Source organism: Novosphingobium sp. BF6 (assembly GCF_058273105.1).
Genome location: NZ_CM177775.1, coordinates 3,130,680 through 3,153,873, shown reverse-complemented (window position 1 = coordinate 3,153,873; position 23,194 = coordinate 3,130,680). Strand labels below are relative to the sequence as shown.

At 66.8% G+C, this 23,194-nt stretch carries 21 protein-coding genes and 2 tRNA genes; 10 read left to right on the top strand and 13 right to left on the bottom strand.

Annotation, left to right across the window (positions count from 1 at the left end):
* The first annotated feature begins 70 nt into the window (after positions 1–70).
* Positions 71–1,015: a MarR family transcriptional regulator gene (locus AC4D6D_RS15425; RefSeq protein ID WP_491325970.1), complete on the top strand. Its 945-nt coding sequence runs from the start codon at positions 71–73 to the stop codon at positions 1,013–1,015.
* 22 nt (positions 1,016–1,037) lie between these two features.
* Here the strand turns inward: AC4D6D_RS15425 and AC4D6D_RS15420 are convergent.
* The 4 genes from AC4D6D_RS15420 to AC4D6D_RS15405 form a co-directional block, all read right to left on the bottom strand.
* Positions 1,038–1,113: transfer RNA gene (locus AC4D6D_RS15420), tRNA-Thr, on the bottom strand.
* Positions 1,114–1,207: 94 nt separating this feature from the next.
* Positions 1,208–2,944: a DUF885 domain-containing protein gene (locus AC4D6D_RS15415; protein ID WP_491325969.1), complete on the bottom strand. Its 1,737-nt coding sequence runs from the start codon at positions 2,942–2,944 to the stop codon at positions 1,208–1,210.
* 69 nt (positions 2,945–3,013) lie between these two features.
* On the bottom strand, positions 3,014–3,898 hold the full coding sequence (locus tag AC4D6D_RS15410; RefSeq protein ID WP_491325968.1) for a hypothetical protein: 885 nt from the start codon (positions 3,896–3,898) through the stop codon (positions 3,014–3,016).
* 11 nt (positions 3,899–3,909) lie between these two features.
* Positions 3,910–5,232: a replication-associated recombination protein A gene (locus AC4D6D_RS15405; protein WP_491325967.1), complete on the bottom strand. Its 1,323-nt coding sequence runs from the start codon at positions 5,230–5,232 to the stop codon at positions 3,910–3,912.
* 99 nt (positions 5,233–5,331) lie between these two features.
* On the opposite strand from AC4D6D_RS15405, the gene AC4D6D_RS15400 reads away from it, so the two are divergent.
* Positions 5,332–5,769 carry a hypothetical protein gene (locus AC4D6D_RS15400; RefSeq protein WP_491325966.1) on the top strand — a complete coding sequence of 146 codons (438 nt, stop codon included), beginning with the start codon at positions 5,332–5,334 and terminating at the stop codon, positions 5,767–5,769.
* Positions 5,770–5,927: 158 nt separating this feature from the next.
* Here AC4D6D_RS15400 and AC4D6D_RS15395 read toward each other — a convergent pair whose 3' ends face one another.
* The 3 genes from AC4D6D_RS15395 to AC4D6D_RS15385 form a co-directional block, all read right to left on the bottom strand.
* Entirely contained in the window at positions 5,928–7,079 is a 1,152-nt protein-coding gene (locus tag AC4D6D_RS15395; RefSeq protein WP_147219455.1) for a glycosyltransferase family 4 protein, read from the bottom strand.
* A gap of 168 nt (positions 7,080–7,247) precedes the next feature.
* Positions 7,248–7,745 carry a hypothetical protein gene (locus AC4D6D_RS15390; protein ID WP_491325965.1) on the bottom strand — a complete coding sequence of 166 codons (498 nt, stop codon included), beginning with the start codon at positions 7,743–7,745 and terminating at the stop codon, positions 7,248–7,250.
* A 241-nt stretch (positions 7,746–7,986) separates the two neighbouring features.
* Positions 7,987–8,391 (bottom strand): hypothetical protein, encoded by a 405-nt coding sequence (locus AC4D6D_RS15385; RefSeq protein ID WP_491325964.1) that lies wholly within the window; start codon positions 8,389–8,391, stop codon positions 7,987–7,989.
* Between the two features lie 275 nt (positions 8,392–8,666).
* On the opposite strand from AC4D6D_RS15385, the gene AC4D6D_RS15380 reads away from it, so the two are divergent.
* On the top strand, positions 8,667–9,527 hold the full coding sequence (locus AC4D6D_RS15380) for an outer membrane protein (protein WP_491325963.1): 861 nt from the start codon (positions 8,667–8,669) through the stop codon (positions 9,525–9,527).
* A 105-nt stretch (positions 9,528–9,632) separates the two neighbouring features.
* Here the strand turns inward: AC4D6D_RS15380 and typA are convergent, their stop codons facing one another.
* Complete coding sequence (gene typA / locus AC4D6D_RS15375) at positions 9,633–11,459, bottom strand: translational GTPase TypA (RefSeq protein ID WP_334181696.1); 1,827 nt, start codon at positions 11,457–11,459, stop codon at positions 9,633–9,635.
* A 576-nt stretch (positions 11,460–12,035) separates the two neighbouring features.
* Between typA and AC4D6D_RS15370 the strand changes: the two genes are divergently transcribed.
* Positions 12,036–12,500: a DUF805 domain-containing protein gene (locus AC4D6D_RS15370; RefSeq protein ID WP_147219460.1), complete on the top strand. Its 465-nt coding sequence runs from the start codon at positions 12,036–12,038 to the stop codon at positions 12,498–12,500.
* Here the strand turns inward: AC4D6D_RS15370 and AC4D6D_RS15365 are convergent, their stop codons facing one another.
* Complete coding sequence (locus tag AC4D6D_RS15365; RefSeq protein WP_491325962.1) at positions 12,501–15,065, bottom strand: ABC transporter permease; 2,565 nt, start codon at positions 15,063–15,065, stop codon at positions 12,501–12,503.
* Positions 15,034–15,744: an ABC transporter ATP-binding protein gene (locus AC4D6D_RS15360; protein ID WP_491327260.1), complete on the bottom strand. Its 711-nt coding sequence runs from the start codon at positions 15,742–15,744 to the stop codon at positions 15,034–15,036. The genes AC4D6D_RS15365 and AC4D6D_RS15360 overlap by 32 nt, the downstream gene beginning before the upstream one ends.
* 79 nt (positions 15,745–15,823) lie before the next feature.
* On the opposite strand from AC4D6D_RS15360, the gene AC4D6D_RS15355 reads away from it, so the two are divergent.
* Entirely contained in the window at positions 15,824–16,525 is a 702-nt protein-coding gene (locus AC4D6D_RS15355; RefSeq protein ID WP_491327259.1) for an arylesterase, read from the top strand.
* Here AC4D6D_RS15355 and recF read toward each other — a convergent pair.
* Together recF and AC4D6D_RS15345 are read right to left on the bottom strand one after the other, a co-directional pair.
* Entirely contained in the window at positions 16,494–17,585 is a 1,092-nt protein-coding gene (gene recF, locus AC4D6D_RS15350) for a DNA replication/repair protein RecF (RefSeq protein ID WP_491325961.1), read from the bottom strand. The two genes, AC4D6D_RS15355 and recF, sit on opposite strands and share 32 nt — an antisense overlap.
* 53 nt (positions 17,586–17,638) lie before the next feature.
* The gene (locus AC4D6D_RS15345) at positions 17,639–18,457 is read right to left on the bottom strand and encodes a queuosine precursor transporter (RefSeq protein WP_147219463.1); all 819 of its coding nucleotides are present in this window, start codon (positions 18,455–18,457) and stop codon (positions 17,639–17,641) included.
* Positions 18,458–18,575: 118 nt separating this feature from the next.
* On the opposite strand from AC4D6D_RS15345, the gene AC4D6D_RS15340 reads away from it, so the two are divergent.
* The 5 genes from AC4D6D_RS15340 to AC4D6D_RS15320 all read left to right on the top strand — a co-directional run bounded on the left by AC4D6D_RS15340 (position 18,576) and on the right by AC4D6D_RS15320 (position 22,374).
* A tRNA-Arg gene (locus AC4D6D_RS15340) sits at positions 18,576–18,652 on the top strand.
* Positions 18,653–18,781: 129 nt separating this feature from the next.
* Positions 18,782–19,468 carry a type 1 glutamine amidotransferase domain-containing protein gene (locus AC4D6D_RS15335; protein WP_147219464.1) on the top strand — a complete coding sequence of 229 codons (687 nt, stop codon included), beginning with the start codon at positions 18,782–18,784 and terminating at the stop codon, positions 19,466–19,468.
* A gap of 100 nt (positions 19,469–19,568) precedes the next feature.
* On the top strand, positions 19,569–20,564 hold the full coding sequence (locus tag AC4D6D_RS15330) for a bile acid:sodium symporter family protein (protein ID WP_491325960.1): 996 nt from the start codon (positions 19,569–19,571) through the stop codon (positions 20,562–20,564).
* 55 nt (positions 20,565–20,619) lie between these two features.
* Positions 20,620–20,961, top strand: coding sequence for a PilZ domain-containing protein (locus AC4D6D_RS15325; protein WP_147219466.1), 342 nt, complete (start codon positions 20,620–20,622; stop codon positions 20,959–20,961).
* Positions 20,962–21,093: 132 nt separating this feature from the next.
* On the top strand, positions 21,094–22,374 hold the full coding sequence (locus tag AC4D6D_RS15320) for an MFS transporter (RefSeq protein ID WP_491325959.1): 1,281 nt from the start codon (positions 21,094–21,096) through the stop codon (positions 22,372–22,374).
* A 24-nt stretch (positions 22,375–22,398) separates the two neighbouring features.
* On the opposite strand, the gene AC4D6D_RS15315 is transcribed toward AC4D6D_RS15320, so the two are convergent.
* On the bottom strand, positions 22,399–23,193 hold the full coding sequence (locus tag AC4D6D_RS15315) for an NUDIX hydrolase (RefSeq protein ID WP_491325958.1): 795 nt from the start codon (positions 23,191–23,193) through the stop codon (positions 22,399–22,401).
* Position 23,194: the final 1 nt, after the last annotated feature.

The following is a 23,194-nucleotide window of genomic DNA, read 5'->3' as shown; positions in this document are numbered from 1 at the left end:
TAACCTCCGTTGACTCCGGCAGGCGGCGACCTACCCCTGATGGTGGCTATCGTAGCGGGGGCGAACGATCATGCAGCACTCGGAAGTTGCCGATTTTTCCTATGGAACGCCGCAGGATGCCAGTGGCGGCGGAGCGGTCTCGCTGGCGATTTTCGCGGATCGGGCGCACGTGCGGGCCACGATGGGCGAGGATGCGGCGGGTGCCGGGCTGGAGGTCGCACAGGCCGGACCGCTCGGCGATCTCCTGCAAGCGAACGGCAGACCGCTGGCCGACATCGTTCTGCTCGATTGCCCGATCGTCGATGCCGAGACGATGGCCGCGCTCGCTGGGCTGGACTTGCGGGCATCGCAACGCGGCGCCCGGCTCATCGTCTCGACATCGGTGGAGGGGCTGGACGACATCTTCGCCTGCATGGACATGTCGGCGCCGCTGTTGCTGGTCGATCCGAACCGCGCCGAGCGGGTGATCGCGCTCGGGCAGGTGCTTGCGGGTTTTCCGACTGCGCGCCTGCGCGAACTTTCCGAAACAGATCGCCTGATGCTGCTGCGCCTGACCGAGCAGGTCGGCCAGATCGCGGGCCATATCGACCGGCTGGCACCGTCGGACGCGAAGCCGTACACCCCGCCACCGCCTGCCAGAGCGGCCCCCCTGGCCGCTGCCGCCACTCTGCCCGAGGCGCGGCTGATCCGCCGGATGATCCGCCAGCGCCAGTTGCGTTCGCGCTTCATCGAAGGCGATTTCTTTGCCGATCCGGCCTGGGACATGCTGCTCGACCTTGCGGCGGCGCGCGTGGAGGGCAAGCAGGTATCGGTCACGTCGCTCTGCATCGCCTCGGGCGTCCCGCCGACCACGGCACTGCGCTGGATCGGCGCGCTCGTCCAGGCCGACCTGTTCCAGCGCGTCTGCGACGAAACCGACCGCCGCCGCGCCTTCATCGAACTGACCGACGCCGCCGCAGACCGCCTTGCGCGCTATTTCGACGAGGTCGCCGCCCTGGAAGTGATCCCATTCTGAGGGAGCAGGCAGTATCGGGAAGTGGTGCCGGCTACAGGATTCGAACCCGTGGCCCCCTGATTACAAATCAGGTGCTCTACCAACTGAGCTAAGCCGGCCCTGCGCATCGAAACAAAGCGATGCGCGAAACAAGTCCGGCGCCCTTACCGCGAGGGAGGGGCGCCGGTCCAGTTGCTTTTGTGAAATATCTGCTCAGAAAATCGCGTGGGGGGCGTCTTCCTGCATCATTGCCTGCCGCACGAGTGGGATCGGCGGGCCGCCGTGGCTCAGGAACTGGTCGTGGAACGGCTTCCACGCCGCGCGGCCACCGCGCGAGGCGGTCCAGTCGTCGCGCAGCTTGCGGATCATCAGCTTGCCCAGCGTGTAGTTGAGGTAGGCCGGATCGTAAGTGCCGCGCGCGGCCTGCTGTTCTGCGGTGCCTTCGTCCTGGTAGCATTCGTCCATGAACATTCGCTTGGACTGTTCCTGCGTCATGCCGCGTGCATGGAGGCCGATCGCCGAGAGATAGCGGCAATTGCGCAGCAGGGCGTTCGAGAGCTGGCCGACATGGACACCGGCGTCACCGTTCCCAAGGCCTGCGTCCCACATCATTTCCTCGGCGTAATGCGCCCAGCCTTCGGCATAGGCATAACCGACGAAGAGGCGCCCGATCCACGAAGGCGAGCGGTTCGAGTGGAGGAATTGCAGGAAGTGCCCCGGCATCACCTCGTGGACCGAGGTGAACAGTAGGTCGTTCTTGCCGGGGATGTAGTCCTGCTGCATCTGCTGCGACCACGAGGGATCGGGCGGCGAGATGTAGTAGACCGAGGGAATGCCCTTTTCCAGCGGCCCGGCGGGATCGATATAGGCCGAGTTCTGGCGGTTGTAGGGCGGGCTTTCCTCGACCAGGGCCTGCTCGGTGCCGGGGATCGTGGCGATGTCGTGCTGGCGCACAAAATTGGTTAGTTCGGGGATCTGGAGACGCGCGGCGGCGACGGGGCCGCCTTCCGGCTTGTCCGCGCGCATCTTGTCGAAGCAGCCCTGGATGTCCTTGCCCGGTGCATATTCGGCGCAGGCGGCCTTCAGCAGGTCCTGGTTGCGCTTGAGGTCGGCGCGGCCCACGGCTTCGAGTTCGCTAAGCGGCGCATCGACCGCCTCGGTGGCGGCGAGCATGCGCGAGAAGCGGTCCGCGCCCATGGCGAAGCCCTGCGTCGGCGTGGCCTTGGCGAGCCAGTCCGAGAGGTCCTGCATGGCCTTGGCCGCGCTTTCCGAGCTGGCCTTGAACGCGGCCTGGAGCTTGGCGTCCTGCACGTCGGCGAACGCGGCGCGGGCATCGCCCCGATAGTATTCCGCGAAGCCCGAGAAGCCTGCGGTGCCGAGCTTGATGAAGCTGGCGGGCATCGCCGTCTTCAGATTGCCGCGGATCTGCGCGGCGGCGTTCGGCACGGCCTTGAAGAAGGCGATCATGGCCTTCATGCGCGTCGGCTTGTCGGCGTAGGCGCGGCTGACGTAGACGTTCGGATCGAGGCCGTTTTCGATGTAGTAGCCGGGGTTGTTGTGCGGCTTGTCGGCGTCTTCCAGCCAGAACAACTGGCCCTTGGCGACCTGCACGAGATAGTCGCGCTCGAACTTGTCCTCGGTCGTGAGGCCGGTGAAGGCCCCCGCATTGGCGATCACCTTCTTCAGGAACGCGCCGCGTGCCTTGAGGCCGACGGGACTCCAGTCGGGCAGCCTGCCGTCGAACTGGTGGGCGCCCTGATAGACCGCGAAGGCGGGGTCCTGCACCATCCACGCCTCGATCGTCTTGTCCACGAAGGCTTTCCACGGAGTGGTCGGCTTGCCCAGTGCGACGGCCAGCGGGCTGGGCTGGGGCGCGGCTTTTGCCTGCGCGGTCTGCGCACCGAGGCTGAGGGCAAGGCAGGCGATACCTGCCAGCAAGGCTTGTTTCATAAGTGGAACTGTCCCTGTCGGTCGTGTTGGAGGCGCATCGTGCGACGCCTCGATGGGGCAGGTTGTGGGCTAAGGCGCGCCGAACGTCCAGCCTTCGGTTCGGGCCAGTTCCGGCGTAAGGTCGGCGGGTTTCCACATGTCCTTGCGCGGGGCAGCGGTGCGTAGCCAGGCGGCGGTGAGCAGAGCGTCGGCGCTGTGGTCGTCGATGGTGCCGATGCCCTCGACCGGTGGTGAGCCGAGCACGGCGAGGGCGGCATTGAGTGCGGGGTAATCGGTCATCTTCGCCCGGCTGGCCGTTCGTCCGGCGGCTACTGCGGCGAGCGTCGTGTAAATCTCGGTCACCACCGAGCCGGTCTCGGGCAAGGGATCGATCGGCCAGACCGGCACCCTTCCGTCGAGCCGGTGCAGCAGCCGCATGCCGGTAAGGCTGGACTTGCCGACTTGTGCGGCACCGACGAGGTTGAAGTTGGAGTAGGGCTTGCACCCGGCGCGGGCCTGCGCCTTCTCGGTCACGCGCATGCGGCCTCGGCGGTGGTCTGCGTCGGGGAGGTGGAAGCGCGCGCCTTCGCGGCCGCCGTGCCGCCGGAAATAGGCGCTGAGTTCGGGATGGTCGACGAAGCTGGCGGCGGCGAGATGCGCGTCGGTCGCGCAGATCGTGTCGATCAGCGCCCAGAGCGAATGGGCATCGGCGGGGCTGTCCGCCCAGTCCGGGAAGAAGGCTCCGGCGTCGGCGAAAGGCAGCGAGATGCCGAGGTCGAGGCCGACCAGCGTATCCTGCGGCAGGCCGTGCAGCAGCAGGTCGAGCACTTCCGTGCGGGACCAGTGGGCATGGCTCTTGGGACGCAGCAGGTGCGGCGCCCCCTCAAGCCCGCAAAGTGCGACGGCGATCCCCTTCTGGCGCGGGCCGAGCGCGCCGGACCAGTCGATGGCCATGAAGTGCCGGAAACGGGGCATCCTTTGCGCCGCTATTCGCCGCGCCGTTCGGCCCGCTTGCGGTCCCACCATTCGATGCGCTTGCGGATGTCGCGCTCGAAGCCGCGCTCGACGGGCTCGTAGAAGGTCTCGGGCGCCATGTCGTCCGGCCAGTAGTTGTCGCCGGAAAAGCCGTCCGGCGCGTCGTGGTCGTAGGCGTAGTCCTTGCCGTAGCCGATGTCCTTCATCAGCTTGGTCGGCGCGTTGAGGATATTGGCAGGCGGCGAGAGCGAGCCGGTTTCGCGGGCGGAGCGGGCGGCGGCTTTCCAGGCGACGTAGGCGGCGTTCGATTTCGGCGCAGTGGCGACATAGAGGCAGGCCTGCGCGATCGCCAGTTCGCCTTCCGGTGAGCCCAGGAACTCGTAAGTCTGCTTGGCGGCGAGGCACTGCACGAGGGCCTGCGGATCGGCGAGGCCGATGTCCTCGCTGGCCATGCGCACGAGGCGGCGCAGCAAGAACAGCGGTTCCTCGCCCGCCGTCAGCATGCGCGCGAGATAGTAGAGCGCGGCTTGCGGGTCCGAGCCGCGCACCGCCTTGTGGAGTGCCGAAATCAGGTTGTAATGCCCGTCGCGGTCCTTGTCGTAGACCGCCACGCGGCGTTGCAGGAACTGGCCGAGTCCGGCGGGATCCAGCGGTTCGCGGATTTGCGCGGCGTAGAGCGTCTCGGCCTGGTTGAGCAGGAAGCGCCCGTCGCCGTCGGCCGAGGCGACCAGCGCGGCGCGGGCATCGGCATCGAGCGGGAGCGGGCCTTCCAGCGCCTCGGCCTTGTCCAGCAGGGTGCTCAGCGCCTCCGCGTCGAGGCGGTGCAGGATCAGTACCTGGGCCCGGCTGAGCAGGGCGGCGTTGAGCGCGAAGGAGGGGTTCTCGGTGGTCGCGCCGACGAGGGTGACGGTGCCGCGCTCGACGAAAGGCAGGAAGCCGTCCTGCTGGGCGCGGTTGAAGCGGTGGATCTCGTCCACGAAGAGCAGGGTGCGCTGCCCGGCCCGCGCGGCGAGATCTGCTTCGGCAAAGGCCTTCTTGAGGTCCGCCACGCCGGAGAACACTGCCGAGACGGCGGTGAAGCGCATGCCCACGGCATCGGCGAGCAGGCGCGCGGTGCTGGTCTTGCCGGTGCCGGGCGGTCCCCAGAGAATCATCGAGGACAGGCGGCCCGCCGCCACCATGCGGCCGATCGGGCCTTCGGGACCGGTCAGGTGCTCCTGCCCGACCACGTCGTCCAGCGTGCGCGGGCGCAGGCGGTCGGCCAGTGGGGCATCCTCGCGCGGCTCGCCGGGCGGAGGGGCGGGGGGAAGGTCGTCGGCAAAGAGGTCGGCCATGGGGCTTATCTAGCCATTGTTGCGGGGAATTGCATCGTTTTGGCCGCGGGCCTATTCTTGCGGGCTTGAAGGGAGCCCCCTTTGAAGGAAACTTGGGCGATGATCGGAACTCTGGGGGTCAGGACCCCGCGTCACTTGTGGATCGTCGGCGTGCTGGCGCTCGTGTGGAATGCCTTCGGCTGCACCGACTTCACGATGACCGTCACGCGCAATCCCGAATGGCTGGCGCCGCTCTCTCCGGAAATGATCGACTGGCTGGACGCCTCGCCGAGCTGGGCCGTGGCGACATGGGCGCTGGGCGTCTGGGGCGGGCTGGCCGGGGCGCTGTTGCTGCTCTTGCGCTCGCGCTGGGCGGTGGCGGCTTTCACGGTCTCGCTGCTGGGGCTGGCGGTGAACCAGGTCTATCCGTTCATCTCCGAAATGCCGGGGATGCTGACCAGTCCGGCCAGCATCGGCATTACCCTGGTGATCTGGATCGTGGCGATGTCGCTGCTCTGGTACGCGGTGAGGATGCGCAACAGGGGCGTGCTGCGGTAGGAGGGCTTGCCCGCTGCACTTGCCCAAAACGCCACGTCATCCTGAACTTTGTTCAGGATCCATCTCGCCGATCTGGCCGCCGTCGATGGTCAGAAATGGATCCTGAAACAAGTTCAGGATGACGAAGAAAGAGGAGTTAGGGTGGGGCGGAAAGTGGCTCAGCCGCGCGCGCGTTGGCGGATCAGGCGCAAGTAGGTGTCGGCGACGGCCTGGTTGATGCGGTCCCAGCTGAAGTCGAGCGCGCGGGCTTCCCCGGCGAGGCCGTGGGCGGCGCGCAGTTCGGGGTTCTCGATATAGGCCTTCAGCGCTTCGGCGAACTGGTGGATCGCGCCGGGCGGGATCAGCCGCCCGGAGACGTGATCGTCGACGAGGCTCTGGCTGCCGGTGGCGGCGGCGGCGACGACGGGCAGGCGACAGGCCATCGCCTCCAGCGTGACATTGCCGAAAGTCTCGGTGACCGAGGGGTTGAACAGCATGTCCATCCCGGCCACTGCGCGGGCGAGGTCGGCGCCCTGCTGGAAGCCGACGAAGGCGGCCTGCGGCAGTCGCTCCTGGAACCATTCGCGCGCCGGTCCCTCGCCGACGACGAGCACGCGGTGGGCGACATTGCGGCGGCGCAAGTCGTCGAGCGTGTCGGAAAACACGTCGAGGCCCTTTTCCATGACCAGGCGGCCGAGGAAGCCTACCACCACTTCATGGTCCGCGATCCCCTGGGCGCGGCGCCAGGCAAGATCGCGCCGGTCGGGGTGGAAAATCTCGCGATCGACGCCGCGCGACCAGATCGACACGTCGTAGTTCATGCGCTGTTCGCGCAGGAGCTGGGCCATCGATTCGGAGGGCGCCACCAGCGCGTCGCAGCGGCGGTAGAAGCGGCGCAGGATCGCTTCCACGACCGGCTCGCCCCAAGCCATGTTGTAGTAGCGCAAGTACGTCTCGAACCGGGTGTGCACCGAGGCAAGCACTGGCAGCTTGCGGGCGCGCGCCCAGGTCACGGCCTGGTGGCCGACCGGGTCGGGCGAGGAGACGTGCACGACGTGCGGCGCGAAGGCCTTGAGATCGCGGCGCGCCTTTGCCGAGATGGCAAGCGGGATGCGATATTCGGGGCGGTTCGGGATCGGCAGCGAGTGGATGCCGATCAGGTCGCCGGTCGGCTCGAAGGCCGGGTTTTTCACGACGGGCGCGTAGACCCGCACTTGCGCGCCCTGGCGCAGGAGATAGCCGACGAGGCGGTTGAGCGCCTGGTTGGCGCCGTCACGGACATAGTTGTAGTTGCCCGAAAACAGGGCAATGCGCAGGTCGGCGGTTTCCATGGTGGGCGCCCCATAGCCTTCCCCGCCGCGATTGGCGAGTGGGCTTCACAGATGCGCGCCCGTTATTGCGGAAAACCTACGAGAGCGTTTGCCTGTTGGCGGGAAACGCTCTCGTCTTTCGATAGGAAATGAAACTCCCGGCGCGCGGGTCACGCGCCGGGATCGGGGTCAGCGGCGCCAATCGCGCCTGCGGTCGTCGCGCCAGTGGTCGCGGCCGCGATCCCAGCGGTTGCGGTCGCCGCGCCAGCCGCGGCGGTCATCGCGCCAGCCACGACGGTCGTCGCGCCAGGCATGGCGGCCATCGCGCCAGCGATCACGCCCGCCCCAGCGCTCCCGATAATAGGGCGCGTAATAGCGGTCGTAATAGCGATCGCGGTAGTAGCGGTTGGGCGCGCCGTCGTAGTAATAATAGTAGCCCGGACGGTCGCGCACAGTCACGTAGCGACGGCGATCGTAATAGTCGCGATCGTAATAGCGATCGTCGCCGCGATCGGCGATCGCCGCGCCCAAAGCCAGGCCGATCACGCCGGCGCCGATGGCGATGGCCGCGTCGTTGCCGCCGCCGCGTCGGTCGTAGTAATCGCGCGCCGTGGCCGGCGCGGAGGCCGTCAGGGCGGAGGCGGCCAGAGCCGTTGCAAGGCCCAGGGACTTCCAGTTCAGTTTCATGATATCGCACTCCTTTCCAAGCCAACCAAGTTACGGCGGAATCGGTGGGCACGTTGGACCTTCAGGATCCACGTCCGGCCGTGAACTTGGCGTGAATTTGACGTTACCTGCGACGGACCGGGCAACGGCGTCGCCGAAATGCGAGCGGTGCCGTAGCAAGGAAAGGACGCCCGGCCGGGAGGGGAGCCGGGCGTCCTTTGGTGCCGGTCGGAGAGGGGTTTATCCGACCGGTTTCGGTGGATCAGTAGCCGCGGCGGAAGTCGCCCCGGTCGTGGTCGTAGCCGCGGCGCCAATCGCCGCGATCTCCGCGCCATTCGTTCCGGCCGCCGCGCTGGTAGCGGTCGTAATCGTCGCGGCTGTGACGGCCGCCGTCGCGGTCCCAGTACCAGCCGTCGCGATATTGCCAGCCGCTGTCGTAGGCATAGCCGCTGTCGTAATAGCGGTCGCGATCCCGATAGCGATCACGGTCGTTGCTGTTCGAGGCGATGATCGCGCCGAGCGCCAGACCGACCACGCCCGCGCCGATAGCGACGGCGGCGGTATTGTCGTTGTGGCGATAATAGTCGCGGGCCATGGCCGGGGTCGCGCTGGCGAGCGCGGTGGCGGCGAGGGCAGTGGCAATAGTTGCGTTACGGAAGAAAGCCATTGTTCGAAACTCCTTGCTGGGAAGGGGCTCCGGTGAGGCCGGGGTCTCGTCCCTTTCTGGATTTCTTCTAGGCCTGCCCGGCTTAACCGGATCGGAGCGGATCGAGCAGCTTTCGTTCATGTTTGTCTTAAATTACATGAACGCAAATGCATGGGATTTTGTGGCAGGCCTCGATCCGTCTCCGATTCTGCCTCGGCTCGTCGCAAGAAAGGAAACCAAATCCGTGGGTTAGACTTCGGGGAGGGCCAGATCCTAAAAACGACAGGGATATTACAATGAAATTTGTCCACCTCGCCACGACGGCCCTCGGCCTTGCCGCAGTCGCCGCGGCGTTTCCCGCCGGTGCGCAGGAAATCGCAACTTCCACGCCCGAGCGGGACAGTCACTTCAACGGCCCCTACGTCCAGGCCTTCGGCGGTCTTTCGACGCGCGGCAACGACAACGGTGACAGCCTGCGCTTCGATACCGATGGCGACGGTCGCTACGACAACACCGTCAATACCGCCACCGGAGACAATGCCTTCAGCCCGGGCTTCTGCAACGGCCGCGCGCGCGGCGCCACCCCGGCCGACGGCTGCCGCAACGACAAGGACGGCGCGGAATACGGCGTCCGCTTCGGCTACGACAAGCGCATGGGCAACTTCGTGGTCGGCGGCCTCGTCGAAGGCGTGAAGAGCGAGGCCAGGGATGCCACCTCGGGCTTCAGCACGACCCCGGCCAGCTATGTGATCCAGCGCAAGCTCGACTACGGCCTTTCGGGTCGTGTCCGTGCGGGCTACACCCCGAACGGCGGCGCGTTGTTCTATGTGACCGGCGGCGGCGGCGTGGCCAAGATCGACCACAGCTTCCTCACCACCAACACCGTCAACTCGTTCGATCCGCAGCGGAACAACCGTCTGGCCTGGGGCTGGCAGGCCGGTGGCGGCGCCGAGATCATGGTGACCAACAAGGTCAGCTTGGGTCTCGAATATCTCTACAATCGCTACAGCGACAACAAGTACAACGTCGAGGTCGGACCGGGCACGGCGCCTGCGACCAATCCGTTCCTGATCGATTCGGGCTCGACCCGCATCAAGGGCGGCGACAAGAACTTCGACTACCACTCGCTGCGCGCGACGGTAGGCTACCGCTTCTAATCAAGTTTGGGAGAGGGCCGAAAACGGCCTAAAACGTAAAAGGGCGGCAATCGCGAGATTGCCGCCCTTTTATTGCGTTCAGTGCAAGCCGAAGCTGCCGAAGGATCAGTCCTTCTTGCGGCTCTGCTTCTTGCGCTCGTTCGGGTCGAGGAAGGCCTTGCGCAGGCGGATCGACTGCGGGGTCACTTCGACCATTTCGTCGTCGTCGATGTAGGCGATCGCCTGCTCCAGCGTCATCACGCGGGGCGGGGTGAGGCGGATGGCGTCGTCCTTGCCGGTCGAACGGAAGTTCGTCAGCTGCTTCGACTTCATCGGGTTCACTTCGAGATCGTCGGGCTTGGCGTTCTCGCCGATGATCATGCCCTCGTAGATCTTTTCCTGCGGCTTCACGAACAGGATGCCGCGATCTTCGAGGCTGTTCAGCGCGTAGCCGACGGCTTCACCGGTGCCGTTCGAGATCAGCACGCCGTTCTGGCGGCCTTCGATCGGACCCTTGTGCGCGTCATACTTCTCGAACAGGCGGTTCATGATGCCGGTGCCGCGGGTGTCCGAAAGGAACTCGCCGTGGTAGCCGATCAGGCCGCGCGAAGGAGCAGAGAAGGTGATGCGGGTCTTGCCGGCGCCCGAAGGACGCATGTCGGTAAGCTCGGCCTTGCGGCGCTGCATCTTCTCGACGACGGTGCCCGAGAATTCGTCGTCCACGTCGATAACGACGGTTTCGTACGGTTCGGTGCGGCCACCGTTTTCGTCCTTGCCGAACAGCACGCGCGGACGGCTGATGCCCAGCTCGAAGCCTTCGCGGCGCATCGTTTCGATCACGACGCCCAGCTGAAGTTCGCCGCGACCGGCCACTTCGAAGCTGTCGCGGTCGGCCGATTCGGTGACGCGGATGGCGACGTTGGTTTCCGCTTCGCGCATCAGGCGGTCGCGGATCATGCGGCTGGTCACCTTGTCGCCTTCACGGCCCGCGAGCGGCGAATCGTTGACGGCGAAGCGCATCGCCAGGGTCGGCGGATCGATCGGCTGGGCCTTGATCGGCACCGAAACCGAGGGATCGGCGATGGTGTTCGACACGGTGGCCTTTTCGAGGCCGGCCAGCGCGATGATGTCACCGGCGCGGGCTTCTTCCACGGGCACGCGGTCGAGACCGCGGAAGGACAGCACCTTCGTGGCGCGGCCGACTTCGATCACCTTGCCGTCGGCGTCGATGGCGCGGATCGGGTCGTTGACCTTGAGCTTGCCGGACTGGACGCGGCCGGTGAGGACGCGGCCCATGAAGTTGTCACGGTCGAGCAGGGTGGCGAGGAACGAGAACGGCGCGTCCTGGTCGAGATCGGGCGCGGGGACGTGCTCGACGATCTTTTCGAACAGCGGGGTCAGGTTGCCTTCGCGGGCGTCCGGATCGTAGCTGGCGTAGCCGTTGCGGCCCGACGCGTAGAGGGTCGGGAAGTCGAGCTGCTCGTCGTTGGCGTCGAGGCTGACGAAGAGGTCGAACACTTCGTCCAGCACTTCGGCGTGACGGCCGTCGGGACGGTCGATCTTGTTGACGACGACGATCGGCTTCAGGCCGAGGCCCAGCGCCTTGCCGGTGACGAACTTCGTCTGCGGCATCGCGCCTTCCGACGAGTCCACCAGCAGGACGACGCCGTCGACCATCGAGAGGATGCGTTCCACTTCGGCGCCGAAGTCGGCGTGGCCGGGGGTGTCGACGATGTTGATGCGGTAGCCGTTCCACTCGATCGAAGTCGGCTTCGCAAGGATGGTGATCCCGCGTTCCTTTTCGAGGTCGTTCGAGTCCATCGCGCGTTCTTCGATGCGCTGGTTGTCACGGAAGGTGCCGGACTGGCGGAAAAGCTGGTCGACGAGGGTGGTCTTGCCGTGGTCGACGTGCGCAATGATCGCGATATTGCGCAAGGGAAGCGGGGCTGACATGCAGTGCCTATCGGTTCGAGGAGTTGGCCAGCAGCGCTTGCTGCGCCGCAAAATTGGCGCGCCCTTAACCGATCCCGGCAATTTCGGCAAGCGCGCAAGGCGTCTTCTGCAATTGTGGCGCTTGTGTCACATCCGGAAGGAGCCTGCGCAGGATCCGCATGAGTTATTGTTTTGGCCGCCTTAATCTCTTAGTGTCGGTTCCGTAATCAGAGCGAGACGGTGACTCGAAGAAGTCATCGCCGCCGGGAGAGGATGCGCTAGGTTTTTCCCATAAGGGGCGAAGCTTCGCCATCCAACGAAAACAGATCCAGCCGTGCCTCTACGGGTGCGGCGGCGCGTTACCGGCGCACAGCCGGAGCGTGAAAAGCGGTGACGGCGCAGGGGAGGAGTCGCAGGCACCGCAAACTCAGCCAGGGACGCGCGGGTACGCCTGTGCGTCCCTTTTCCTTTTTTGACCTTTTCCTTTGACCTTCGCCCATGCCCGGTATCTTGCTTTCCGGTGTCTTCACCATGTCGCGTGCTTGCTCCTCAGCTTTCTGTCCTTATAACGCAAGGCCTTGAACACGAGGGGAAGATATGCTCGACTATATGGTGATGCCGTTCAAGCGTTACGCGGACTTCAAGGGCCGTTCGCTTCGGATCGAATATTGGGGCTTCGCACTGCTCAATTTCATCGTCTTCGCCGTGATTCTCGGCATTTCGATGGTGCTGGGCTTTTCCTTCGGCGCGTTTGCGCAAGTCGAGCAGGGCGGCGATCCTTCGGCGCTGTTCGGTGCCGGTTTCTTTGCGCTCGTCGGTCTTGCCGGTCTTTACGGCCTCGCGGTATTCATCCCAAGTATCGCCGTGGCCGTGCGCCGCTTCCACGACCGTGACATGAGCGGCTGGTGGTATCTCGGCTTCATCGTGCTTGGCGTGATCCCCTTCGTCGGCTGGATCGCGACGATTGCCTCGTTCGTGATTACCTGCCTGCCGGGCACACCCGGTCCCAACCGTTTCGGCCCGGACCCGCTCGACCCGGCAGGGGCCGACGTTTTCGCCTGATCACAGCTCTCTGAGTGCCCTCGCCGGTTTCGCCCGCAGTAGCGGCAGCGAACCGGCGAGAGCGAAGGTCAGGATCAGCACGATCCCGGCCCCGAGCACGGCGAGAATGCGGGGCCAGTCGGGCATCCATTCAAACGCGAAGAGCTTGACGATCACCGCCCAGGCCATGGCGCTGCCAGCGCCTAGCGCGACGAGGGCGAGTACCGCTGCGATCAGCCCATATTCCGCCATCTGAAGCAGCAGGAGCTGGCCCCGGCTGGCGCCCAGCACGCGCAGGATCACGTTGTCGTAAGTGCGGCTGGCCCGCGCCGCCGCGATGGCGCCCAGCAGCACCGCAAGACCCGCCAGCACCGCGACCGAGGCAGCCGCGAGAATGGCCAGCGTCATCTGGTCCAGCAGGTCGCGGGCATCGCGCAGCAGGGTGCCGGTCTCGATCACCGAACTCGACGGGAAGGCGCGGGCGAGGCGCGGCAGCAGTCCTGCCGTGGATTTTCCACGTGGAACCTCGATCGTCGCGGCGAGATTGTGCGGAGCATCGGCCAGCGCATTGGGCGAGAACACCAGCACGAAGTTGAAGCCGAGCGTGTCCCAGTCGATCCGTCGCAGCGCCGCGACCCGCGCGGTGCGCTCCACGCCGAGCAGGCCGACCGTCACATAGTCGCCGACCTTGAGGCCGACGGTTTGCGCGAACTTCTCGTCCACCGAGACCAGCGGTTCGCCGCGATGGAATTCGCCCCACCACTGGCCGGAAGTCACGGTGCTGCCCTCCGGCACGCCGACCGAGTAGGTCAGTCCGCGCTCGCCCTTGAGAGCCCAGGCGTCCTCGGGAATTTCCTTGAGGTCCGACACGCGGGTCATGCGGTCCTTCGGGCCATAGGCGAGGATGCGGCCGCGCATGTTGGGGACCATGCGCAGGGTCGAACCCGGCGCCTCCCGCGCGACGACATCGCGGAATTCCCCGGCCTTGTCCTTGGGCACGTCGAGCACGAAGAAGTCCGGCGCGCGGGCGGGCACGGTCCTGCGGATATTGGCGTCGAGGCTGGTCTGGACGGCGGCGATCAGCACGAAGGCGGAGAGGCCGAAGCCCAGCGCCGTTACCAGCGCGCCGGTCTGGGCGCCGGGGCGGTGGAGGTTGGCGAGACCCGCGCGCAGCATCGGATCGCGCGGGCGCGGCAGTCTGGCGGCGAGGCGGCGGATGCCGGTCCCGATCAGCGCCAGCAGCGCGAGCATCAGCGCGGCGCCGCCGAGGAAGCCCAGCGTCACCAGGGGCTGCGCGGCATTCAGCAGGGCAAGTGCCACCACGGCGGCAAGGCCCAGCGTGACCGGCAGCAGCCAGGCCCGACGGTTTGCCGCTAGCGGCGAGACTTGCGCGCGCATCAGCGCCATCGCCGGGAAACTCCGTGCCTTGGCGAGCGGCGGCGCGGCGAAGATCAGCGCGACCAGCAGGCCATAGTCTGCCGCCGTCAGCAGCGCCCCCGGCGAGACCGTGAAGCCGGTATCGACCGGCAGCAGTGCGCCGAGTGCACCCGCCAGCAGCGGCGTGACCAGCACGCCCGCCACGAGTCCGGCAAGGCTGCCGACGAGCGCCGCGGCGCCCACTTGCAGCAGGTAGATGCGGGAAATGTCGCGGCTGGTGGCGCCGAGCACCTTGAGCGTGGCGATCGAGGTGCGCCGCGCTTCGAGATAGGACGAAACGCCGCCGCCGATGCCGATCCCGGCGATGACCAGCGCCGCGAGGCCCACGAGCGTCAGGAACTGGCCCATGCGGCTGACGAAGCGCTCGGTGGAAGGCGATGCGGACTTGCGGGTGCGGGTCTCGAAGGCATCGTCGCCGAAGCGTTTGTCGAGGGCCTTGATGGCGCCATCCGGATCGCGCACGGGATCGGTGAACTTCACGCGGGTGGCGCTGCGATACATGGCGCCGGGCTGGGTGAGACCGGCGCGTTCGGGCAGGTCCAGCGTGGAAATCGCCGCATCGCCGAGCGCGAAACCTTCGGAGAGCTTCTCGGGATCGCTGGCGATCAGCCCGCCGATCCGCTGCTCCACCCCGCCGAGCGCGACGGTGTCGCCGGGCTTCACGCCGAGCCGGGCGGCGGTGCCCTCGGAGAGCCAGACCGTGCCTGGGGGCGGCGCGCCGACTTTGCGGCCATCCTTGAGTTCGAGCCTGCCGTAGAGCGGCCAGTTCGCGTCCACCGCCTTCAGCGCCACCGGGGCGGTGAGGTCGCCCTTGCGCGCGATGGCCTGCAGGCGCAGGCCGGGCGATACTTTGCCGTAGCGGGCGAGGGCGCTCAGTTCCTCCTGCGAGAGGCTGCGCTGCCAGGTCCGGAGTTCGATGTCGCCGCCCAGCACTTCCCGCCCGCGCGTCGTCAGTTCGCGCTCGATCGAGCCGGTCAGCGTACCGATTGCAGCCAGCGCGCCGACGCCGAGGAACAGGCAGACCAGCAGCAGGCGCAGGCCCCGGAACCGCGCGGAAAGATCGCGCCGGGCGAGTTTCCAGGCAGTGGCCCAGGGGAGCGAGGAGATGTCGCGGGGGTCAGGCAAGTCGGTCGCTCGCGATCCGCCCATCGCCGAGGGTCACGACGCGCTCGCAGTGATGGGCGAGGCTTTCGTCGTGGGTGATGATGAGCAGAGTCGCGCCCGCTTCGGCGCGGCGGGCGAAGAGCAGGTCGACGATCGCGGCGCCGGTGGCGGCGTCGAGGTTGCCGGTCGGCTCATCGGCGAAGACCAGCGAAGGGCGCGGGGCCAGTGCGCGGGCGATCGCCACGCGCTGCTGCTCGCCGCCGGAAAGCTGGGCCGGATAATGCGAGAGCCGGTGGCCGAGGCCGACGGCGAGGAGTTCCGCCTCCGCGCGCTCGCGGGCATTATCCAATCCGGCGAGTTCCAGCGGGGTCGCGACGTTTTCGAGCGCGGTCATCGTCGGTAGCAGGTGGAAGGCCTGGAGCACCACGCCGATCCGGCCCCGCCGCGCGCGGGCGAGGGCGTCCTCGTCCATCGCCGCGAAGTCCTGTCCGGCGACGCTGAGGGCGCCGGAACTCGCGCGTTCCAGCCCGGAAAGCACGGACATCAGCGAGGACTTGCCCGAGCCGGAAGGGCCGAGCAGTGCCAGCGTCTGCCCTTGCGGCACGAAGAGGTCGATGCCCTTGAGAATCTCGACTGCGCTTTCGCCGCTGCCGAGGGTAAGGCGCAGGTCCTGCGCAAGAATTGACGGGGCGGGGGGCTGGGAAGGATCGCTCACTTGCCCCATATGGGTGGTCAAAGTCCCGTAGTTCAAGGAGAAAGCCTTGCGCGCCCATGCGAAAGTCCTGCTGGCCCCTGCGCTGCTGATGCCGTTCCTGCTCGGTGCCTGCGATCAGGCCGCCTCTCCCGCGCCCGAGCAGACGCAGAGCGCCGTCGATGCTCCGCCCGCGATTCCGGTCATGGGACCGGAGCGACGGATTCTCGCCTTCGGGGATTCGCTGCTGGCGGGCTATGGTCTCGACGACGGCGAAAGCTATCCGGACCGGCTCGAACAGGCCCTGCGCGCGCGCGGCGTGAACGCGAAGATCGCCAATGCCGGGGTGTCGGGCGACACGACGGCGGCGGGGCTGGAGCGGCTTGATTTCACGCTGAACAGCCAGTCGCCAAAGCCGGAACTCGCCATCATCAGCCTTGGCGGCAATGATATGTTACGCTCGCTGCCCCCGGCCGAGACGCGCCGCAATCTGGAAGCGATCCTCAAGCGGCTGAAGGGCGACAATATCCGCGTCGTCCTGCTGGGCATGATGGCTGCGCCCAACCTCGGCAAGGATTACGCGGCAAAGTTCAACCCGATCTATCCGCAGCTTGCGCAGGACTATGGCGCGACTCTGGTGCCGTTCTTCCTCCAGCCGGTAATCGACAAGCCGGATCTGATGCAGAAGGACCACGTCCATCCGACCGCGCTGGGCATCGATGCGATCGTGACCGCCACGGTGGACGATGTGGTGGAGGCTTTACCGAAGCAGGAGGGGACCGCTAGCCCAGCCGCCGCACCGCCCCCGAACTGACCTCCCAGACGGCGGCTTCGCCGGCGATCGGGTCGAACGGGGCGAGTTCGGTGCCGGTCAGCCAGACTTGCGCGGAGCCTGCGCGCAGGCGGTCGAACAGGGCTTCCCGCCGTAAGGGATCGAGGTGGGCGGCCACTTCGTCGAGCAGCAGCAGGCGCGGGCGTTGCTCCGTTCCGGTTTCCAGCAGCTGCGAATGGGCGAGGGTGATCGCGATCAGCATCGCCTTCTGCTCGCCGGTCGAGCATTCGGCGGCGGGCTGGCCTTTGCCTGCCATCGTCACGAGAATCTCGTCGCGGTGCGGCCCGGTCAGGGTGCGCTGGGCGGCGCGTTCGCGGGCGCGGCCGCTGCGCAGGGCCTGGGCGAGCGCCTCGGCCGCGATCGGCCCGCCCGGCTGATAGGCGAGCGAGGGCCGCGCGAAAGGCGATTCCGGCAGGGCCGCCAGGGCTTCCTCCAGCCGCTCGACCAGTTCCGCGCGGGCTGCGGCGACCAGCGATCCGGCCTCGGCAAGCTGCATCTCGATCGCGTCGAGCCAGCGCGGATCGGGCGGCAGATCGTCGGACAGCAGGCGATTGCGTTCGCGCAGGGCGCTTTCGAGGCGGGTGGCGTTGCCCGCGTGGTCGGGGCGGACGGCCAGTACCAGCCGGTCGAGGAAGCGCCGCCGCGCGCCGGCGCCTTCGACGAAGAGGCGGTCCATGGCCGGGGTCAGCCAGCCGATCGACATCCATTCGGCCAGCCGCACCGCCGGAGCCTCGGCTCCGTTGATCTGGACGAGGCGCCGTCCGGGGCGTTCGGCGAGGACGCCGGTGCCCAGTTGCACGGGTTCCTCGTCCGCGACCCTAAGCGCGGCGCTGACCGCGAAGCCGCCGTCGAAGTCCTGTCCCGGCATGTCGGCAAGGCCCGCGCGGCGCAGGCCCCGGCCCGGCGAAAGCAGCGAGATGGCTTCCAGCACATTGGTCTTGCCCGCGCCGTTCTCGCCCACCAGCAGGTTGAACTGCGCCGTGCCTTCCACCGCGGTCTCGCGGTGGTTGCGGAAACGGGACAGGAGAATGCGGTCGAGCATGGTTTGCGCGGGCCTACCGGGGCGGGCCGGTCCTGCCAAGCTGCGCGCGCTCTTTATTCCGGGGTTGCAACTGCCTTGCGCGCTTTCGCGAAGGGCGAGAAGTCGACGTTGCTGTCGAATACGTCGACGCCCTCGCGCTTCTTGAGCCAGCCGACGACCACGTAAGTCACCGGGGTCAGCACGACTTCCCAGCCGGTCTTGATCAGCCACTGGGTCAGCGCCAGCAGCGCGATCGAATGCGGGGTGAATCCGGCCACGCCGAGGAATGCGAGAGGGTAGAACAGCGCGCTGTCCACGCCTTCGCCGAACACCGTCGATCCGATGGTGCGGGTCCACAAGTGCTTGCCCTGGGTCCAGACCTTCATCCGCGCCAGCACGAAGGAATTGACGAACTCGCCCGCCCAGAACGCGCAGACCGAGGCGAAGACGATGCGCGGGGTCTGGCCGAAGATCGCATAATACGCGGCCTGGTTCGGCGCCGTCACCTGCTGACCGGCGACGGTGTAAGTCGCCGAGGCGAGCGCCCATTCCGGGTTCGCAGGGATAGCCACGACGACCACGCTCATCAGCACCATGAACAGCAGCGCGAAGAAGCCCACCCAGATGCAGCGGCGGGCATTGGCATAGCCGTAGACTTCGGTCAGCACGTCGCCGATGATGTAGGAGACCGGGAAGAACAGCACGCCCGCGCCGAACGTCACCGGCCCGACGAAGGGGAACGAGACTTCCGCCTGCTTGGCCGCACCGATCAGGTTGGAGAGCAGCAGGATGACCACGAAGGCGACCAGCATATAGTCGAAATAGCGGAAATGGCGCCGGGCGCCGGCCATGCCGTCGATACGGGAAAGAGGTGCTTCGCTCATCGCGGCCATGGGTAACCCGCCGGGAACTTTCGGGAAAGCACAAGTTGACGGCCGTTCAAGTTCATTGGGGATCGATCGGATGCACGGTTTGCGTGCGCGACGAACCGCGCTATGGGGAGCGCGACGCGCGCCCGTAGCTCAGCTGGATAGAGCACGAGCCTTCTAAGCTTGGGGTCACAGGTTCGAACCCTGTCGGGCGCGCCAATTCCAGAGGAATGTCCGCCCTGAGTCCAACGGGCGGTCCGAACTTTGTTCGGACGGGCGCGCCAACTCTTCTCTTCCCGCGTAACGGCGGAACTGGCAGTATCCTGCGACCGGAGCAGGAGAGCCTTTATGAAGATACTGATCGTCCTGACATCGCACGATGCCCTCGGTGATACCGGCCAGAAGACGGGCTTCTGGTTGGAGGAATTCGCGGCACCTTATTACACCTTCAAGGACGCCGGAGCCGAGATCGAGGTCGCATCGCCGGCAGGCGGTCAGCCGCCGCTCGATCCCAAGAGCGATCTCCCCGAGTTTCAGACCGACCTGACCCGCCGGTTCGGCACCGATGCCGATGCCCAGGCCGTGCTGGCGAATACGGTGAAGCTGGACAAGGTCCGTGCGGACGACTTCGATGCGGTCTTCTACCCCGGCGGGCACGGCCCCTTGTGGGACCTTGCCGAATCCGAGGTATCGATCGCCCTTATCGAGGCGTTCGAGCGGGCAGGGAAGATCACCGGTTTCGTATGTCACGCGCCCGGCGTGCTTCGCCATGTCAAATCCGCGGACGGCAGGCCGCTGGTGGCCGGTCGGCGGGTCACGGGGTTCACCAACGGCGAGGAAGAGGGCGTCGGGCTGACGGACGTGGTGCCGTTCCTGGTCGAGGACGAGTTCAAGGCATTGGGCGGCCTTTATGAGAAGGGCGCCGACTGGGCGCCGTTCGTCGTCGAGGATGGACGCCTGATTACCGGCCAGAACCCGGCCAGCAGCGAAGGCGTTGCCAGGGCCATGCTGGCGGCGGGGCGGCCGGAGGGATAAAATCATCGGGCGGTGCTCCGCGCCACGCTTCAAGTTTTTGTGCGCCGACAGCCTGATGCAGGGGCTTTTGCTTCGGGCCGCTATTTCCTAGACAGGCCGCATGAACCGTCTGCTCGCCCGCCTCAACCTCGATCCCTACCTTCTCCTGCTGCTTGCGACCGTCGGTCTTGCCTCGATTCTGCCGGCGCGCGGGATCTGGGCGGGAATTGCAGGCGGGGTTGCCGATGCGGCCATCGCGCTGCTGTTCTTCCTCCACGGCGCCAAGCTCTCGCGCGAGGCGATCCTCGACGGGGCGCGGGCCTGGAAGCTGCATTTGACGGTGGCCTGCCTGACTTTCGTGGTCTTCCCCGCGCTCGGACTCGGCGTAATGGCAATTCCGGGGCTGGAGCCTTCGCTGGCGATCGGCGTACTGTTCCTGACCCTGCTGCCCTCGACCGTGCAGTCCTCCATCGCCTTTACCGCGATCGCGCGGGGCAACGTGGCGGCGGCGGTGTGCAGTGCCTCGTTTTCCAACCTCGCCGGTATCTTCATTACTCCGGTGCTGACGGCGCTGTTCATCACCGGCAAGGCGCAGGGCTTCTCGACCGATCCGATCATCTCGATCTCGGTGCAACTGCTGTTGCCTTTCGTCGCCGGACACCTGCTGCGACCATGGATCGGCGGTTTCGTGCAGCGGCACAAGAAAGTGCTGGGCTATACCGACCGCGGTTCGATCCTGCTGGTGGTCTACACCGCTTTCGGCGCCGCCGTGCTGGAAGGGTTGTGGCAGAAGGTAACTCTCGGTGAGCTGGGGCTGATTGCGGCGCTTTCGCTGGCGGTGCTGGCCGCGATTATGGTGATCGGCAACGTGATGGGCCGCATGCTGGGGTTCAGCCATGAGGACCGCATCGTCATCCTGTTCTGCGGCTCGAAGAAGAGCCTGGCGACCGGGGTGCCGCTGGCGGGGGTGCTGTTCCCGGCGGCGCAAGTCGGCGCAATCATCCTTCCGCTGATGTTCTTCCACCAGATCCAGCTCATGGTCTGTGCGGTGCTTGCCCGCAGGCTGGCCGCGCAGGGTGAGAAGCAGGAAGCGCTCGGGGCGAAGGCGATGGCCTGATCGTGTGGACTCCGTGGTTAAAGGTTGATCAACCGATTTGCGTCATGATCGGAACATGAACCGCCCCTTCCTTCCGCGCCGATCCAGACGGCATCCGGTTTCGCTGGCGGCGCAGTGCCGCACCGCCAATGGGCTGCGCGATCAGGGCGAGATATCGGACATCACCGCCGAAGGTTGTTGCGTGCGGACCACCGGCCTGCTGCTGCGCGTCGGCATGCGCGTGGTGATTCGCCCGCAAGCGCTCGAAGGGCTGACCGGCATCGTCCGCTGGGTCAGCGCGGATTGCGCCGGAATCGAGTTCGACCATCCGCTCTATGGGCCGGTGGTGGACCATCTCGTGCGGCTCCACGCGACTTTCACGCCGCAGCCGACCCCGCAGTGGCGTGCCGCCGGTTAGGGTGGCCGCTGTTCGCCGGGGCGGTATTTCCCGCCCCGGCGGCCAATCTCCTCGCGCCTGAGCCGAGGCCACGTATCTTCCCCGCAAAGTGCGACGGGCAAAGTCCGGCGCTTCGCCATCGGGGAGAGAGCTATGGCACATGCAACCCGCCGGGCAGCGGACCAAACCGATCAGCGGCCGAATCATCCGCTCGCCATCCGCATGGGGGTGATCGCCGGGGTTTCGCACAATCTCGTGATCGGCACCGTGATGGGCTCCTTCGGGATATTGCTGGCCTCGGTAGAGCAGCGCCTCGGCGTCAGCGCCGAGGCGGCGGCGGCGGGGATTCCGCTGGTGCTGGTCGGCTCGTCGATCCTGGCGCCGTTCGTCGGCGTGCTGATCGCGAAAGTCTCGCTGCGCCTGCTGATGCTGGCGGGCGCGCTGTTGATGGTCGGCGGCTATTTCCTGCTCGCCTTTACCCAGAGCTATGCGCTCTATCTGGTCGCCTATGGTCTGTTCTTCGGTCCCGCGCTCAGCCTTGCAGGATCGGTGGGACCGGCGACGCTGGTGACGCGCTGGTTCAACGGCAATCGCGGACTGGCGCTGGGGGTGGTGCACTTGCCCGTGGTGATCGCGATAATGCCCTGGCTGCTGCACGAGGCGCTGGGCGGCGTGGCGCCGACCACACTCTATCTGGCGATCGGCCTTGTCGCGGCGGCAGTGATGATCCCGCTCGGCCTGATGACGATCGACCATCCGCCCGGCCGGGAGACGGTTGCCCCGGTCGCGCGAGACCGGCGCACCTCGGACGGCTCGCTCAGCGTGGGTCAGCTGCTCGCCCGGCCGCGCTTCTGGGCGCTGTGCCTCGCGGCGGTAGCGAGCATGGCCGGGTCGGTGATGTTGGGGTCGTTGCTCGTGCCGATGGGCGAGTCCTGGGGATTCACGCGCGCCGAATCGGCGCAGCTTCAGTCGTTCATGTCGCTTGCCGGGATCGTCGGCTCAGTGCTCTTCGGCTGGATTGCCGACAGGATCGGTGGTGGCCGCTCGCTGGCGCTGATCGGGTTCGACTGCGCCTTGCTCTGGGCAGTGCTGCTGCTCCACCCGCCTTTCGCCGTGACCGCCTTGGTCGTCGCCCTGATCGGCATGCACGGCGTCGGCGCGATCCCGACGCTGGGGCGGGGGCTGTCGGACGCGTTCGGGCAGGCCAGCTATAGCCGGGGTTTCGGGCTCAATACCTTGATCGGCCTGCCGTTCATCGCCTCGGCCGTGATCGGATCGGCCAAGGCCTTCTCGCTGACAGGTAGCTACGATCCCGCGATCAAGGCGATGGTCGTGTTCTTCGTGCTGGCCGTGGTTTTCGGACTCTACGGTGCGACCGGCCCCAAGGCGGAAGGGCCGCGCAATGTACGGGAGCCGGAAACGGCACCGGTCTGACCCCCGGCCGAGGCCGATCGCGGATCAGCCGCGCTCGGCACTCGACCTGAGCTGCCCGCGCACCGGATAGCCATGGCCCTCCGGGATCATCAGCCATTCCTCGCCGTCCACCGTCTCGATCCGGGCGTGAATGCGTTCGACCGGATGCCGGGCGATATCGGCAAGCGCCTCTTCATGGCTGGCGAAGCGGGCCAGCCGTTCCAGGTTGCGGCGGGTGGGGAAGATTACCGAAATCTCCCCGCGCGTCGCCATGTCGAGCGCCTGTGCTGCGCTCATCCAGAACAGACGTGTGTTTTCCGTGGCGTCCACTGTCACGTCGACCGCACCGGTGCCGAGGTCGGTCACGAAGAACCGGGTGTCGAAGCCCTTGTCCCAAGGGGGGCACCAGTGAGCATAGAGCGTGAGGCGTTCGGGGGCGAGGGTCCAGCCGAACCGCTCCAGCACCGGGGCGAGGGCGCCGCGTTCGAGCAGCAGCAGGCGGCCCTCGGCGGCCTCGGCGGTGCTGACCGGCTGGCGGGTGGCGACCATCAACCCAGTCTCTTCCAGCGTCTCGCGAATGGCGGCGATGCGGGCGGCGGCCGGTTCGAGCGGCTCTTCCGGCAGGAGTGCGGCGGCGAGGTCGCGGTCGGCCGGATCGACGCGCCCGCCTGGGAAGACTGCCGCACCGCCCGCGAAGCGCATTTCGCGGGCGCGCTGGACCATCAACAGCTCCGGAGGCCCGCCATCGGCCGCATTGCGGAAGATCACGAGGGTTGCTGCCGGCACTACCTTGGGGCCGTCCATCGGCATCGGTTCGTTGCTGGGGGCGTAGAGGGTCATG

Coding starts and splice junctions, on each gene's coding strand:
- AC4D6D_RS15425 (WP_491325970.1), top strand. CDS start 71: ATGCAGCACTCGGAAGTTGCCGATTTTTCCTATGGAACGCCGCAGGAT.
- AC4D6D_RS15415 (WP_491325969.1), bottom strand. CDS start 2,944: ATGAAACAAGCCTTGCTGGCAGGTATCGCCTGCCTTGCCCTCAGCCTC.
- AC4D6D_RS15410 (WP_491325968.1), bottom strand. CDS start 3,898: ATGCCCCGTTTCCGGCACTTCATGGCCATCGACTGGTCCGGCGCGCTC.
- AC4D6D_RS15405 (WP_491325967.1), bottom strand. CDS start 5,232: ATGGCCGACCTCTTTGCCGACGACCTTCCCCCCGCCCCTCCGCCCGGC.
- AC4D6D_RS15400 (WP_491325966.1), top strand. CDS start 5,332: ATGATCGGAACTCTGGGGGTCAGGACCCCGCGTCACTTGTGGATCGTC.
- AC4D6D_RS15395 (WP_147219455.1), bottom strand. CDS start 7,079: ATGGAAACCGCCGACCTGCGCATTGCCCTGTTTTCGGGCAACTACAAC.
- AC4D6D_RS15390 (WP_491325965.1), bottom strand. CDS start 7,745: ATGAAACTGAACTGGAAGTCCCTGGGCCTTGCAACGGCTCTGGCCGCC.
- AC4D6D_RS15385 (WP_491325964.1), bottom strand. CDS start 8,391: ATGGCTTTCTTCCGTAACGCAACTATTGCCACTGCCCTCGCCGCCACC.
- AC4D6D_RS15380 (WP_491325963.1), top strand. CDS start 8,667: ATGAAATTTGTCCACCTCGCCACGACGGCCCTCGGCCTTGCCGCAGTC.
- typA (WP_334181696.1), bottom strand. CDS start 11,459: ATGTCAGCCCCGCTTCCCTTGCGCAATATCGCGATCATTGCGCACGTC.
- AC4D6D_RS15370 (WP_147219460.1), top strand. CDS start 12,036: ATGCTCGACTATATGGTGATGCCGTTCAAGCGTTACGCGGACTTCAAG.
- AC4D6D_RS15365 (WP_491325962.1), bottom strand. CDS start 15,065: ATGGGCGGATCGCGAGCGACCGACTTGCCTGACCCCCGCGACATCTCC.
- AC4D6D_RS15360 (WP_491327260.1), bottom strand. CDS start 15,744: ATGGGGCAAGTGAGCGATCCTTCCCAGCCCCCCGCCCCGTCAATTCTT.
- AC4D6D_RS15355 (WP_491327259.1), top strand. CDS start 15,824: ATGCCGTTCCTGCTCGGTGCCTGCGATCAGGCCGCCTCTCCCGCGCCC.
- recF (WP_491325961.1), bottom strand. CDS start 17,585: ATGCTCGACCGCATTCTCCTGTCCCGTTTCCGCAACCACCGCGAGACC.
- AC4D6D_RS15345 (WP_147219463.1), bottom strand. CDS start 18,457: ATGGCCGCGATGAGCGAAGCACCTCTTTCCCGTATCGACGGCATGGCC.
- AC4D6D_RS15335 (WP_147219464.1), top strand. CDS start 18,782: ATGAAGATACTGATCGTCCTGACATCGCACGATGCCCTCGGTGATACC.
- AC4D6D_RS15330 (WP_491325960.1), top strand. CDS start 19,569: ATGAACCGTCTGCTCGCCCGCCTCAACCTCGATCCCTACCTTCTCCTG.
- AC4D6D_RS15325 (WP_147219466.1), top strand. CDS start 20,620: ATGAACCGCCCCTTCCTTCCGCGCCGATCCAGACGGCATCCGGTTTCG.
- AC4D6D_RS15320 (WP_491325959.1), top strand. CDS start 21,094: ATGGCACATGCAACCCGCCGGGCAGCGGACCAAACCGATCAGCGGCCG.
- AC4D6D_RS15315 (WP_491325958.1), bottom strand. CDS start 23,193: ATGACCCTCTACGCCCCCAGCAACGAACCGATGCCGATGGACGGCCCC.